This is a genomic window from Neglectibacter caecimuris (assembly GCF_034335015.1).
Lineage (GTDB): Bacteria > Bacillota > Clostridia > Oscillospirales > Acutalibacteraceae > Acutalibacter > Acutalibacter caecimuris_A.
Genome location: NZ_JAWXXK010000004.1, coordinates 242,974 through 255,718, shown reverse-complemented (window position 1 = coordinate 255,718; position 12,745 = coordinate 242,974). Strand labels below are relative to the sequence as shown.

Genomic DNA, 12,745 nt, shown 5'->3' with positions numbered 1-12,745 from the left:
GTAAAATTTTGATCAGTGACAGCCGGCGCAGGAAGAGCAATCGCCGCCGCAGGAGGCCGCATCATAATCGCAGGTATCCGGATTCTCACCGTCCGCACAAAGACCGATGATCGCGGTAACACGCTGTAAAAGAGCGTCAAATTCATTTTTGGCAGCATTGTAGCGCGTCATATTTTCGTTTTCCATAATCTGTGCGTAAACAGCCCGGAATTCCTCGTTCAGGCGCTTCAGAGTGTCTTCGTTTCTATCGTCCTTCTGGGCTTCGTTGTTAATGGCCATGCGCTTCAAATTAAACTCGCCGATCAGCTCCTGCAAGGCTTCGTCCTCATCACAGGTCTGCTGAGCGGAACGCATGGCAATATAGCTTTCCTCCGCCTGAAGCTGCCTGCCCAGTTCTCTTGTCAGTTCAATGATATCCATGTTTTGTTTTCCTTTCTGCTTTTTAGAATTTATCTATCCTGGTTTTTCCAGAATATAAAATACCCTTTAACTGTAAGCCCTTTGCCTCTGTGACCTCCGTATCGGCATAGTTTCCGATCAGGCTGTCCCCTCCCGGAAACAGCACAATGAGCCCTCCTGCCGTTCTGCCGGAAAGCAGGCCTGTCTTTTCGTCTCTGCCTTCCACTAAGACCCGCTCTTTTCCGCCAACCATTTTTTGACCCTTGCGGGAAGCAATTTTTTCCTGTACCTGAAGCAACTCGGCAAACCACTCCGTTTTTTCCTTATGGGAAACAGGGTCCGGCATATCGGCAGCCTTTGTCCCCTTTCTGGGAGAATAGATGAACGTAAACAAATTTGTAAATTCCACTTCTTCGATCAGCGACAGGGTATCTCGAAATTCCTCGTAGGTCTCTCCGGGAAAGCCCACGATCACATCGGAGGTAAAGCTGATATCCGGCATAACGCTTTTTGCGTACCGGATCAAGGCAAGATACTGCTCCCTGTTATACCTGCGGTTCATTTCCTTTAACACCCTGTCGTTTCCGGATTGGAAAGGCAGGTGAATACAATGCGGAATATGGCGGCTTTCCGCCATCACATCAAACAACTCTTTGGAAGCGTCTTTCGGGTGAGAGGTCATAAAGCGGATCCGGAAATCCCCCTGAATTTTGTCAAGGCTTCTGAGAAGCTCCGCAAAATCCACAGGCTCCTCCAATCCTTTTCCGTAAGAATTCACATTTTGGCCCAGCAGAGTGATCTCCTTGTAGCCTGCCCGAACAAGCGATTCACATTCCCGAACGATTTCCTCCGGCTTGCGGCTTTTCTCCCTTCCGCGGACATAGGGAACAATACAATAAGAGCAAAAATTATCACAGCCTGTCATCACCGTGACCCAGGCCTGCCAGGTTTTATCCCGTCGAACGGGCAATCCCTCCAGCACTTCGCTTTCTTCGCCGCTGCGAAAAAACACGCGCTGAGAGCCGGAAGCCGCCTTCGCCATCATTTCCGGCAGGCGGTGGATCCCATGAGTGCCAAATACGATATCCACAAAGGGAAAACTCTTTTTCAGCCGCTCTGCGACATGCTCCTGCTCCGTCATGCAGCCGCACACGGCAATCATCACGGAGGGGTGACGGCGCTTTATGTTTTTCAGCGCTCCCACATTGCCAAACACCCGATCCTCCGCATGCTCCCGCACCGCACAGGTATTGAACAGGATAAAATCGGCATACTCCAGATCTTCTGTGAAAGAAAACCCCATTTCCGCCAAGATACCTTTGATCTTTTCCCCGTCCGCCACGTTCTGCTGACAGCCATAGGTGCGGATATAGGCTACGGGAACATCTCTCATAGCCCTCGCCTTCAGCGCGGCGGCAGCATCCTCCAAAAAAGGAAGAGACTTCAAAGTACAATTTTCCATAAGCGGCTCCCCCCTTTTTCCATACATTCCGGTGCCACAAAATTCTGAAACCATACGGTAAAAATTCAAGTTACAGTATAGCACCTTTCAGGGAAAACTGCAAGAAAAAGAGAAAAAGCCGGCGCCTTCTCTTCGCCAGCTTTTTTCAAAACTCTATTTACAAAACCACTTTCACGCCGCCAAATTGCCGCACAAAAAGCACGTGGCAGCTCCCCGGGCCGAACACCTGCTCCATGGTGCCTTGATATTCGTCCAGCTTTTCCAAGGGAACAAACGCCTGGATCGTTCCGGCGAAACCGCCGCCATGCACCCGGTAAGCACCGTCCGCGCCCAGCAGAAATTCACTGACGGCCAGTGCCAGAGAAATTCCCTGCTCTCTGGGAGCGACCACGGCAAATACATTTTGCAGCCTCTGATAAGAGGACTGCCCCGAGGTATGTATCATCTTCTTGAAGGCCTCAAAGCTCCCGGCCTCCAGAGCGTCCGCTTCTTCTACCGCCAGCCGGTCGTCATCGAAAAAGTGCATGGCGCGCAAAATGGCCCGATCCCCCACGGCCCGGCGCAGCTCCCGCAGGCTGCCGTAAAACTCCCGTTCGTCTACTTCTCTCAGAAATTCCTTTCCGAAATAAGCGGCCACCTCCTTCATTTCCTTCGGGATCGCGGCATATTCTGCGGTGAGGTCGGCGTGGTTCCCGCCGGTATCCACCACGCAAAGGGCGTGGCCGCAGGAGCTGAAATCAAAATTCACCTGGCGGATCACGGGCTTTGTGGGTTCCTGAAAGTCAATAGAGGTAAAACCCGCAACCGAGCTTGCCATTTGATCCAGCAAACCGGAGGGCTTTCCAAAATAGACATTTTCCGCATACTGCGCGATAATGGCCGCCGTTACAGAATCAATCCTCCCCTCGTTAAACAGAAGATTGATCACGGTCACCACAAGGATCTCAAAGGCGGCCGAGCTGGACAGGCCGGAGCCCTTCAGCACGCGGGTCATAGTATAACAGTCAAAGCCTCCTACCTGATATCCCAGCTCCAAGCATTTTGCGCAGATGCCGCGGATCAAGGACTGAGAGCCGCTGGCCTCCTCCCGGGCGGACAGATCGGACAAGGACACCTCGTCCAGCTTGTCGTATTCAGCTGATTTCAGCCGGATCACACCGTTTTCCGTTTTCCGCGCCAGGCCGACGATATCCAAATTTACAGCAGCGGTAAGCACATGGCCGTGATTGTGATCGGTGTGATTCCCGCCGATCTCCGTTCTGCCGGGCGCGCTGAACCATTCCGCACCCTCCGCCTTGCCAAAGGTTTTCTCAAACCCCGCCTTGATCGCCGTATAGCGGGCTTTCTGGGCCTCCGCTTCTTTCCCATAGAGCTGCTGATAGCCTACTTCCATGATACGCACCTTTCCTTTCCGCCGTTTATTTCTCCAGCATGGTCAAAAGCTCTTCCTCTGTGATCACGGGAATGCCGAGAGCAGTTGCCTTTTCCAGCTTGCTTCCGGCTTCCTCTCCTGCCAAAACATACCCTGTTTTTTTCGATACGGAGGAGCTTACCTTGCCGCCGTGCTTTTCGATCAATTCCGTCGCTTCCTTCCGCCCCATGCCCGGTAAAGTACCGGTCAGAACAAAGGTGATCCCCGCCAGCGCCGTTCCCTTGTTTTCCTGTCTGGCCTCCATGTTGAGCCCCAGCTTCTCGAGACGGGAAACCAGTGCCTGGGCGGATTCCCGTGAGAAAAATTCCACAATTTCCTTCGCCATGATCCCGCCGAAGCCATCGATCTGAGAAATCGCCTCTTCGTCAGCTTCGCGAATTTGCTCCATGCTGGGAAAAGCATTGCACAAAAGCTGGGCTGCTTTTGCACCGATATGGGGAATTCCCAGCGCAAAAATCAACCGGTAAAGATCGTTTCCCTTTGATTTTTCCAAAGCGCTCACAAGATTTTCCGCGCTCTTCTTTCCAAAACGCTCCAAACTCTCCAGCTGCTCCGCTTCCAACGTATAGAGATCGGCAGGAGAAGCAATGAGCCCGGCCTGCAAAAGCTGATCCAAGACCGCAGGGCCCAGGCCGTCGATATCCATGGCGTCCCGGGAAGCAAAGTGGATCAAATGCCGCAAAAGCTGAGCGGGACATTGCGGATTGACGCAGCGGGTAGCAGCCTCCCCTTCTGTGCGAAGCACCGGCTCCCCACAGGACGGACAGTTCTCCGGCAACTGAAAAGGCTCGGAAGCTTCGGGGTTCGCCACTACCAATACCACCTCGGGAATGATCTCTCCCGCTTTTCGCAGGATCACCCTGGAGCCGATGCGAACATCCTTTTCCGTAATAAAGTCCTGATTGTGCAAAGTAGCGCGGCTTACAGTAGTTCCCGCCAGCGTTACCGGTTCAAACCGCCCGGTAGGGGTAAGAACGCCGGTGCGGCCCACATTGATCTCAATATCCAAAAGCGTTGTTTCCTTTTCCTCCGGCGGATATTTGAAAGCTTCCGCCCACCGAGGAAATTTTGCCGTGCTGCCCAGTTCCTCCCGCTGGGAAAAATCGTTCACCTTTACAACAGCGCCATCGATGGGGAAATCAAACTCTCCCCGCTTTTCTCCAATCTCGCGAATAAAGGCGAGAATTTCCTCCATATCGCCGGAGCAGCAGGTCAAGGGCGGTACCGTAAAGCCCAGCTCCTTCAGCCGTTTCAGGGACTGGTCATGATAAGACAGGATTTCCCCCTGGATCTGCTGAACGTTGAACACGAAAATATCCAGCTCCCGCCCTGCCGTAACCTTCGGGTCCTTTTGCCGCAGAGATCCGGCGGCGGCGTTTCTGGGGTTCTTGAAGGGCTTTTCCTCCAAAAGCTCCTGGCGCTCGCAGAGCCGCTCAAAGCTGGCATCGGACATATACACCTCGCCCCGCACCTCCAAAAAAGGAACGGGCTCCTTCAATTTTTTCGGCACGGTGCGGATTGTTCTGATATTTTCCGTTACGTCCTCCCCTGTTACGCCATCGCCGCGGGTAGAACCGCGGACAAAAATTCCGTCCCGGTATTCCAGAGCAACGGACAGGCCGTCAAATTTCGGTTCCACAACATATTGGGGATTTGGGATATCCCCCCGTACCCGATTGTCAAAGGCACGCAGTTCCTCCTCGGAAAAGGCATCGTGCAGGCTTTCCAGAGGCACCTCGTGCACCACAGGAGCAAAGGTATTATAGCCCGCTCCCCCCACCTTCTGCGTGGGGGAATCGGGCGTGACAAACTCCGGAAATTCCGCCTCCAGATCCTCCAGCTGCCGGTAGAGCATATCGTATTCGCGGTCGCTGATCTCGGGGTCGTCCTCCGTATAATACTTTTTACTGTGATAGCGGATCTGTTCTCTCAGCTTTTCCAGTTCTACAGCAGCTTCTTTTCTTTCCATCGCGGTCCCTTTCCTTCCGTTCCTGAATGATATTTGGGGCACATTTACCCAAGTGCGGCAAAATATTTCTACGCAAGCACGCTTTACTTTCCTGTCAGCGCCACATTGGGTACTTCTCCTACTACAACAGTCTCCGCCAAAACCGTTTCCGTATGCTCCTCCACCAGCGCTTCAAACCGTTGCGACTGAGAATAGGCCCTGGCCGTCACCGCCATGGTGATGCGGTGACAGCTTTGGTTGACCCCCGCTGAACGGAATTCCGTTTGAAAAGATATATCGGCGGAGGTTTCCAGCTTCAGCTTTACCGGAACCTTGGGGCCGCGCCCGTTGAATACACCGATCTCTGTCAAGCTTCCCACAGGGATCCATGCGGTCACAGTGCCGTTCAAAGACTTCTCCAATCGGGACAGTACACCCGCCTTCAAGGCATTCAGCGCAGTCGTATTGGCGCTGACAGCAGAAATTTCTCCGCTCCCGGCCCGATCGATTGCTACAAGAACATTCTTCTCCGCCTGCAGCTCTTCATTCACCGCCTGACTCATTTGAGAAAGAAGATAACTTCTGGCCGCCGTTTCCGTAAGCTCCTGCGAAACGGAGAAAAGACCGATCTCCGCTACTGTTTCTCCGGAAAACAGCAGCAGCAAAACCGCAATCAAAAGCTTTTTTACCAGCTTTCTTCTCCCAGCCGGAGAACGATAACGAGCCGGAAAATACCGATTCCATATGTATCGCACAAAACCACCCCACTGTTTTATACTACACAGCAAGGATGATTTTTGTGCGCCATTTCTAACCGGGTTCCAGCCCCTTCAGGCGACGAAGCGTTTCTGCTACAGGCAGCCCGACAATATTCGAATAATCTCCGCAGATAGATCGTACCAGCGTTACACCCTTTCCCTCAATCCCATAGGAGCCGGCCCGGCCGCGAGATTCGCCCATGGCGACATACTCCGCAATTTCTTCCTCTGTTAACCGGTAAAAGGTGACCTGGGTTACGCTGTGAAACACCTCTTTCTGTTTCCCGGAAAGCAGGCATACGCCGGTAAAGATCTCATGCGTCCTCCCGGAAAGCCTGCGGAGCATGGATCTCGCGGCCTCATCGTTTTCCGGCTTTCCCAAAATCAGCCCATCGATGCTCACAACGGAATCCGCCGAGATCACCGTGCTTTCCGGGCGCAGCTGAAACACCGCCTCGCCTTTCCGTTGTGCCAAGCACTCCACCGTTTGCGCAGGGGTGTACCCCGGCGGCACCGTTTCCTCCACGCCGGAAACGAATACCTCAAATTCCACCCCCGCCCGCTCCAAAAGCATTTTCCGGCTGGGAGAGGCCGAAGCGAGGATCAAGTGCTTATTCGCCGTCAAATCCATTGGGATTCATCCTTTGCCAGCGCCAGGAATCGGCGCACATATCGTCAAGAGTCTTTTCTGCCTTCCAGCCCAGCTCCTCCCAGGCCTTGGTGCAGTCCGCATAGCACGCCGGGATATCGCCGGGCCGTCTGCTATCGATCACATAGGGGATCTCTTTGCCGACAGCCCTGGAAAAGGCCTCTATCATTTCCAGCACAGAATAGCCCTTGCCCGTTCCCAAATTGTATACCTTCAGCCCACAGGCTCCTTTTTCAAAAAGCTTCAGGGCCGCCGCATGGCCTTTCGCCAAATCCACCACGTGAATATAATCTCTCACGCCTGTGCCGTCCGGCGTAGGATAGTCATTGCCGAACACATGCACCTTTTCCCGCTTACCAACGGCGGTTTGGGTGATATAGGGAACCAGATTATTGGGGATCCCGTTGGGATCCTCTCCAATTTTTCCGCTTTCATGGGCGCCTACCGGGTTAAAATAGCGAAGCAGAATAGGATTGAATTCCGGATCGGCATGGGCGCAGTCTGTAAGGATCCGTTCGATCATCAGCTTTGTGGCGCCGTAAGGATTCGTGGTGGAAAGAGGAAAATCCTCCCGGATCGGCACAGAGGCCGGATCTCCGTATACCGTGGCGGAGGAACTGAACACAAAATTGTGAACGCTGAATTCCCGCATGGCCTGCAGCAGAGAAAGCGTGGACTCCAAATTGTTTTGATAATACCGCAGCGGGATAGCTACCGATTCCCCCACCGCCTTCAGTCCGGCAAAGTGGATCACAGCGTCGATCTTTTCCTTTTGGAACACTTCCCGCATTTTCTGAAGGTCGCAAACATCATATTCATAGAACGTCACTTGCTTTCCGCTGAGCTCTTCGATCCGCTCTACCGCCACGCACTTGCTGTTGCACAGGTTATCTACGATCACTACATCGTACCCCTGCTCCAGCAAAACAATGGAGGTATGGCTGCCGATATACCCGGCGCCGCCGGTCACTAAAATTTTCACCGTGAAATCATCCTTTCCCATCGCTGCGTCATATCTTGTTTTTCCCGTACACGTACCTTTCCGATACAACCCCATTATAAGAAATCCCTCAGGAAAACACAAGAGATTCAGACCAGGAAGGCAAAATATTATTGAAACAGCGCAAGATAAGAAAGGTTTTCGATATACAAAGGTTTTTGACTGGGTAAGCAAAATGCTGTTACTCATGCGAAATACTATTCGGTTGTTGGCACAATCAACACCTTAAAGAAATGCCAAAACTTTCTATAACTTTAGAAAGTTTGGATTTTAGGAACTTTCTTAAAACTTTTTCATTATTCACTCTAACCTCTAACTTCCCAAAAATCGACCCATCCTCTTAGTGAAAAGCGAAGATTGAATAGTGAAAAAGTAAAAATCGACAAGCCTCTAAAAGCGGCTTGTCGATTTTTGGCGGAGAAGGAGGGATTTGAACCCTCGCGCCAGTTTCCCGACCTACTCCCTTAGCAGGGGAGCCCCTTCACCACTTGGGTACTTCTCCATGGTGAAATTTATCTTTTAGCTTATGTAACTGAATAAACAGGTGGCGGAGAGGAAGAGATTCGAACTCTTGGTCCCTTGCGGGATCACTAGTTTTCAAGACTAGCTCCTTAAACCACTCGGACACCTCTCCATATCCAGTGCGGGTATTATACTACCACAATCTCCCTGCAAATGTCAATCCTTTTTCGGTATTTTTTCGCCGGGAGATCAAAACTCCGTTTTCTTGCAGATCTCGCACAGGGCCATGGCCGGCAGCGCGAGGCCGCACCACAAGAGAGAATACGGCAAACAGATCTGCCCCATCACATTCATAGGCATATCGGAATAGTCCCATACATTGCAGCCCATCAGATCATTGAAAATGAGGCCTGTAGCCATCTCCACGCCTGTAATGATAGCGGAACCAGTCACACAGCGAAAGGAAAGCCTTCTTCCTCTCATTTTTTCACAGCATACCTTATTGATCAAATATAAGCACAGGCCGCCTGCCAGCGCCATGGAATAATGGGTTCTTCCCCGCCAGATCATTTCCAAGGTGGGATAGGCGCAACTTCCCGTCAAAAAAATCAAGCCTTCTTTACTCACAAGCTACCTCCGCCGAAAATGGTGAAAGTAGTATTGCCCGACAGAAAAGCAATTAACCGTCAAAGAGTTCTTTACCGGAAAATCCCAGCAAAGCTTACTGTGTGTCTGACAACCTGATTTCCCGCTCTAAAACATCGGCAAAGCTTTGAATTTCTTTCCCAAGGCCGCCGCACCAGCGCCGCCACTGGGTCTCCTCATGAAACAAATAAGGATTTTTCCGCAGCAGCAAGGCTTTACGCAATACTTCCGGGTTCGGGCAAAACTGATTTTCCAGCGCCCATTCGCCCGCCGCTGTTTTCGCGATCACTGTTCCGCTGCGAAGCGTGTAAAGACAGCGCGCAATGTCAAAAAGCCACCCGCAGGAATACAGGGTTTCCCCTGTTTCTGAAGCATGCTCCCGAATACCGTGATAATGAGCTACCACTCCCTTTCGCAGCTTCTCAAAGGTCGGCAGCTTTCCCTGACCGCGCCGGTCTGTTCCGCAAAGCGGTATGCCGTTTTGCAAAAGCTCGTACAGCGAAAAGCAGTCCAAGGTAAATTCGGAACGAATGCGCTGGCCGCTGGTTCCCCAATACACAGCTCTGGAAGGCTCTTCCTTCCAAAAGGCCTCTTCCCACAAAATACCGCCTTCAAAGGTGCGGTAAACCGGATCTTTCCGGCTGCTTTGAAGTTTTTGCCGCAGCTCCAAAAGGGTTCCTGCTTCCTGCTCAGCAAGCGGCTGTTCTGTCAGGCAGAGAAAATCAATGTCGCTCCAGCCGGGCTTATAGTCGTTCAGCGCAACAGAGCCAAAGAGATAGCAGGATACGGGATAAGCAAGGATCGATCGAATCTCTTCACACAGGCGATCACATTTTTCTCGCAGCGTCTGTTCCATGGGTTTTTCTCCTTCCGATAATGAGATACTTTGTTTTAGTATATCAAAATTCAGAAGCTTCTGCAAGAACAAGCGGCGCTCAAAATCAGCATAAAATGGCATAAACATACCAGATTCTGGCAGGAAATCACGCAATAAAAAAGCTATCATTGTCATAGAATCAGGTTCTGATACAGAAAAGAAAGGGTGTGCTCACATGGAAAGCAAAAAGCCGGTAAAGGTCGCAATGATCGGCGTTGGCGCCATCAGCGGTATTTACCTGCAAAACATCACGAATACCTTTCGGGAAGTAGAGCTTACAGGTTTGTGCGATCTCATCCCGGAGCGGGCGGAAAAGGGTGCCGCTTATGTAACAGGCGAGATCGAAAAGGGTGCGCAGGCGCCCCGGCCAAAAATCTACCGGGATATGTTTGAAGCCTTTAACGACCCTGAGGTGGAGGTCATACTGAATCTTACCAGGCCCTATGAGCATTTTGAGGTAACGAAGCAGGCCCTGCTTCACGGGAAGCATGTCTACTCTGAAAAGCCTTTGGGCGTGGATATGGAGGAAGCGAACGAGCTGATCTCCCTGGCCGAGGAGCACGGACTGCTGTTAGGCGGTGCACCGGATACCTTTATGGGTGCCGGGGTCCAAACCGCCCGCAGGCTTATAGAGGACGGTATGATCGGTGAGCTTGTGGGAGCCAGCTGCGCCATGGTATGCCACGGACACGAGACCTGGCACCCGGATCCTGAGTTTTACTACAAACGGGGCGGCGGCCCCATGCTGGATATGGGCCCATATTACATTACCGCCCTGGTTCAGCTTTTGGGAGAAGCAAAAGGCGTAATGGGAATGACAAAAAAGTCCTTTCCCCAGCGGCTGATCACTTCGGAACCCCACCGCGGAGAAATCATTGATGTGGACGTAGATACTTATCTTGCGGGAATGATCGAATTTTCCAGTGGGGCAATCGCCCAGGTGTTCACCACCTTCGATGTTCATTACACCGCCCAGGCCCGGTTTGAGGTATACGGCACCAAAGGCAGCCTAATGGTGCCCGATCCCAACACCTTCGGCGGGCCGGTGCTGCTTCTGCGCCCGGAAGACGCTGCCGCGGCCCCCAAAACCGATCCGGGACTGGCCCGGCATGGCGTGCCGGATTTTTACGCAGGCTGGAAGGAAATGCCTCTGCTTTATGACTATGCGGAAAACAGCCGGGGCCTGGGGCTTGCGGATCTGTGCAAAGCGCTGCGCACTGGGCGGGAGCACCGGGCAAATTACCAGCAGCAGCGCCACGTGCTGGAGCTCATGACAGACTTCTCCCGTTCCTGTGAGGCAAAAGCCTATCTTCCCCTGCAAACGCACTATTCCCCCTCGGCACTGATGAAAAACAATCCCATGCACGGCATTTTAGACGATTGATTTTACGAAGCGGCTATAGTATACTATAAATCACTCAGAAAAGGATGAAAAATAATGAAAGCAGCATACACAGGCTGGACCTGGATCCATGGCGATGAAGAAACCGCCAAAAAGCAGTTGGAGCAATCCTTCCGGGAATGCAAATTTTTGGGCTACGATACCGTGGAAAATTTTGCGTTTATCCGCGATTATTACAAGAATGACCCCAGCGAGCTGAAAAAGCTGGCGGCCTCCTGCGGCGTGGAGCTGGTAAACCTTTACGGCCATTTTTCTCTGGACGTGGAAGCTTCCTTAAAAACCGCCATGGAGCAGGTGGATTTTCTGGCGGAGATCGGCGGTACCTGGTATAACTGCCAGCACGGCGGCTTTGGTGAGGCGCCCTTTGAACGGCCCACTGATCCCGCGATGCTCGATCTCATTTGTGAGATCGCAAACAGGCTGGGAGCCTATGCAAAGGAAAAGGGCGTTACCGTATGCTTCCACCCCCACTACGGCACCTGCGTGTTCAGTCAAAGTGATATTGATTATTTTGCCACCCATACCGATCCCGCTTTTGTTTCCTTCTGCTTTGATACCGCCCATACCACTCTGGCTGGTATGGACCCCGCGGCGCTGATCCGCCAATACGGCAGCCGTGTTGCCTACATGCATTTGAAGGACGTGGATACTTATGCTCTTTCCAAGGCGGAGGGACAGGCAAAGATGGCCTCCTTCCGAGCTCTGGGCCACGGCACTGTGGATTTTCCCGCTGTGAAGGCCGCGCTGGAGGAAGTGGGTTATGACGGTGTGCTCTGTGTTGAGCTTGATCGCCCTGAGGTCTGCAATTTCCATTCCGCTGAAGTATCCCGCATTTATTTAAGAGACGTTTTAAGAATATAAACCCGGCACAATATGGCCCGGGAAAGGAGAAAAGCCTATGGAGCACCATGCGTTTTTTGAAAACCGCACAGAGCGTTTCCATGCGGTCTCCTGCCCGGGCTTTTCCTTTCCTCCCCATCTTCACCCACAGCTGGAGCTGCTTTTTGCAAGGGAAGGCACGGCGGGAATTACCGTTGGAGATCACAGCGCCGTATTGCCAAGGGGAAGCCTTGTGGTGATCTTCCCAAACCAGATCCACAGCTACCAAAGCACGGAGGAAGGCGCTGTGATCACCATGCTGATTGCCGACCCTTCCTATGCGGGCGGTCATTTGGATTCTTTGCTGCGCTTCTACCCCACTGTTCCTTTTTTGGAAGCGGTGCACCCCAACATTCTTTTTGCCATAGACGAGCTTTTGAAGGAACAGGAAAAGCCAAAACCGGACGAGGCCGTTTACGCGCCGCTGATCCAGCTGATCCTGGCCCGTGCTTTACCGGAGCTGGAGTTGCGGCAAAAACGCGGCGACCACCACCAAAATCTGATCTGGCAGATCGCGAGCTATGTAAATGAGCATTACCAGGAGCCTCTCACTTTGGCGATGCTGGCCAAAGGCGTGGGGATCAGCCCCGGAAGGCTTTCTCATGTATTTTCCGAAAAGATCGGGCAAAGCTTTCCCGCGTATCTGGCCCATATCCGTCTTTCCCATGCGCAGGCGCTGTTGCAGGGAACCGAGCTCTCTATTACGGAAATCGGAGAAGAAGCCGGCTTTGAAAGCCAGCGCACCTTCTTTCGGGTTTTCCGCCGCTATCATGGCACAACCCCCATGGAATACCGAACTCAGAGCCGAGCGGGAGAAAAAAGTGAAAAGTGA

12 protein-coding genes and 2 tRNA genes are annotated in these 12,745 nt (G+C 52.4%); 3 read left to right on the top strand and 11 right to left on the bottom strand.

Annotated elements, in window-relative coordinates; all coding sequences use genetic code 11:
* Positions 1 to 12: 12 nt before the first annotated feature.
* The 11 genes from U8T64_RS07510 to U8T64_RS07460 form a co-directional block, all read right to left on the bottom strand.
* Positions 13 to 420 carry a YlbF/YmcA family competence regulator gene (locus tag U8T64_RS07510; RefSeq protein WP_322182470.1) on the bottom strand — a complete coding sequence of 136 codons (408 nt, stop codon included), beginning with the start codon at positions 418 to 420 and terminating at the stop codon, positions 13 to 15.
* Between the two features lie 22 nt (positions 421 to 442).
* Positions 443 to 1,861 carry a tRNA (N6-isopentenyl adenosine(37)-C2)-methylthiotransferase MiaB gene (gene miaB / locus U8T64_RS07505; protein ID WP_322182468.1) on the bottom strand — a complete coding sequence of 473 codons (1,419 nt, stop codon included), beginning with the start codon at positions 1,859 to 1,861 and terminating at the stop codon, positions 443 to 445.
* A 157-nt stretch (positions 1,862 to 2,018) separates the two neighbouring features.
* The gene (locus U8T64_RS07500) at positions 2,019 to 3,254 is read right to left on the bottom strand and encodes a galactokinase (protein ID WP_322182466.1); all 1,236 of its coding nucleotides are present in this window, start codon (positions 3,252 to 3,254) and stop codon (positions 2,019 to 2,021) included.
* A 25-nt stretch (positions 3,255 to 3,279) separates the two neighbouring features.
* Positions 3,280 to 5,262: an NAD-dependent DNA ligase LigA gene (gene ligA, locus U8T64_RS07495; protein ID WP_322182464.1), complete on the bottom strand. Its 1,983-nt coding sequence runs from the start codon at positions 5,260 to 5,262 to the stop codon at positions 3,280 to 3,282.
* Positions 5,263 to 5,345: 83 nt separating this feature from the next.
* Positions 5,346 to 5,918, bottom strand: a complete 573-nt coding sequence (locus U8T64_RS07490; RefSeq protein WP_322182462.1) for a sporulation protein YunB — start codon at positions 5,916 to 5,918, stop codon at positions 5,346 to 5,348.
* Positions 5,919 to 6,051: 133 nt separating this feature from the next.
* Positions 6,052 to 6,630 carry a Maf family protein gene (locus tag U8T64_RS07485; RefSeq protein WP_322182460.1) on the bottom strand — a complete coding sequence of 193 codons (579 nt, stop codon included), beginning with the start codon at positions 6,628 to 6,630 and terminating at the stop codon, positions 6,052 to 6,054.
* The gene (gene galE / locus U8T64_RS07480; RefSeq protein ID WP_322182458.1) at positions 6,611 to 7,630 is read right to left on the bottom strand and encodes a UDP-glucose 4-epimerase GalE; all 1,020 of its coding nucleotides are present in this window, start codon (positions 7,628 to 7,630) and stop codon (positions 6,611 to 6,613) included. Before galE ends, U8T64_RS07485 begins: the two co-directional genes overlap by 20 nt.
* Positions 7,631 to 8,060: 430 nt before the next feature.
* A tRNA-Ser gene (locus U8T64_RS07475) sits at positions 8,061 to 8,150 on the bottom strand.
* Between the two features lie 43 nt (positions 8,151 to 8,193).
* Positions 8,194 to 8,282: transfer RNA gene (locus U8T64_RS07470), tRNA-Ser, on the bottom strand.
* Positions 8,283 to 8,359: 77 nt separating this feature from the next.
* Positions 8,360 to 8,713, bottom strand: a complete 354-nt coding sequence (locus U8T64_RS07465; RefSeq protein WP_322182457.1) for a putative ABC transporter permease — start codon at positions 8,711 to 8,713, stop codon at positions 8,360 to 8,362.
* A gap of 118 nt (positions 8,714 to 8,831) precedes the next feature.
* On the bottom strand, positions 8,832 to 9,611 hold the full coding sequence (locus tag U8T64_RS07460) for a nucleotidyltransferase domain-containing protein (RefSeq protein ID WP_322182455.1): 780 nt from the start codon (positions 9,609 to 9,611) through the stop codon (positions 8,832 to 8,834).
* A gap of 196 nt (positions 9,612 to 9,807) precedes the next feature.
* Here U8T64_RS07460 and U8T64_RS07455 point away from each other — a divergent pair, with 196 nt between their 5' ends.
* The 3 genes from U8T64_RS07455 to U8T64_RS07445 are packed head-to-tail and all read left to right on the top strand — an operon-like array spanning position 9,808 to position 12,745.
* Positions 9,808 to 11,016, top strand: a complete 1,209-nt coding sequence (locus tag U8T64_RS07455; RefSeq protein WP_322182453.1) for a Gfo/Idh/MocA family protein — start codon at positions 9,808 to 9,810, stop codon at positions 11,014 to 11,016.
* Positions 11,017 to 11,070: 54 nt separating this feature from the next.
* Entirely contained in the window at positions 11,071 to 11,895 is an 825-nt protein-coding gene (locus U8T64_RS07450; RefSeq protein WP_322182451.1) for a sugar phosphate isomerase/epimerase family protein, read from the top strand.
* A 37-nt stretch (positions 11,896 to 11,932) separates the two neighbouring features.
* Positions 11,933 to 12,745 (top strand): helix-turn-helix transcriptional regulator, encoded by an 813-nt coding sequence (locus U8T64_RS07445; RefSeq protein ID WP_322182449.1) that lies wholly within the window; start codon positions 11,933 to 11,935, stop codon positions 12,743 to 12,745.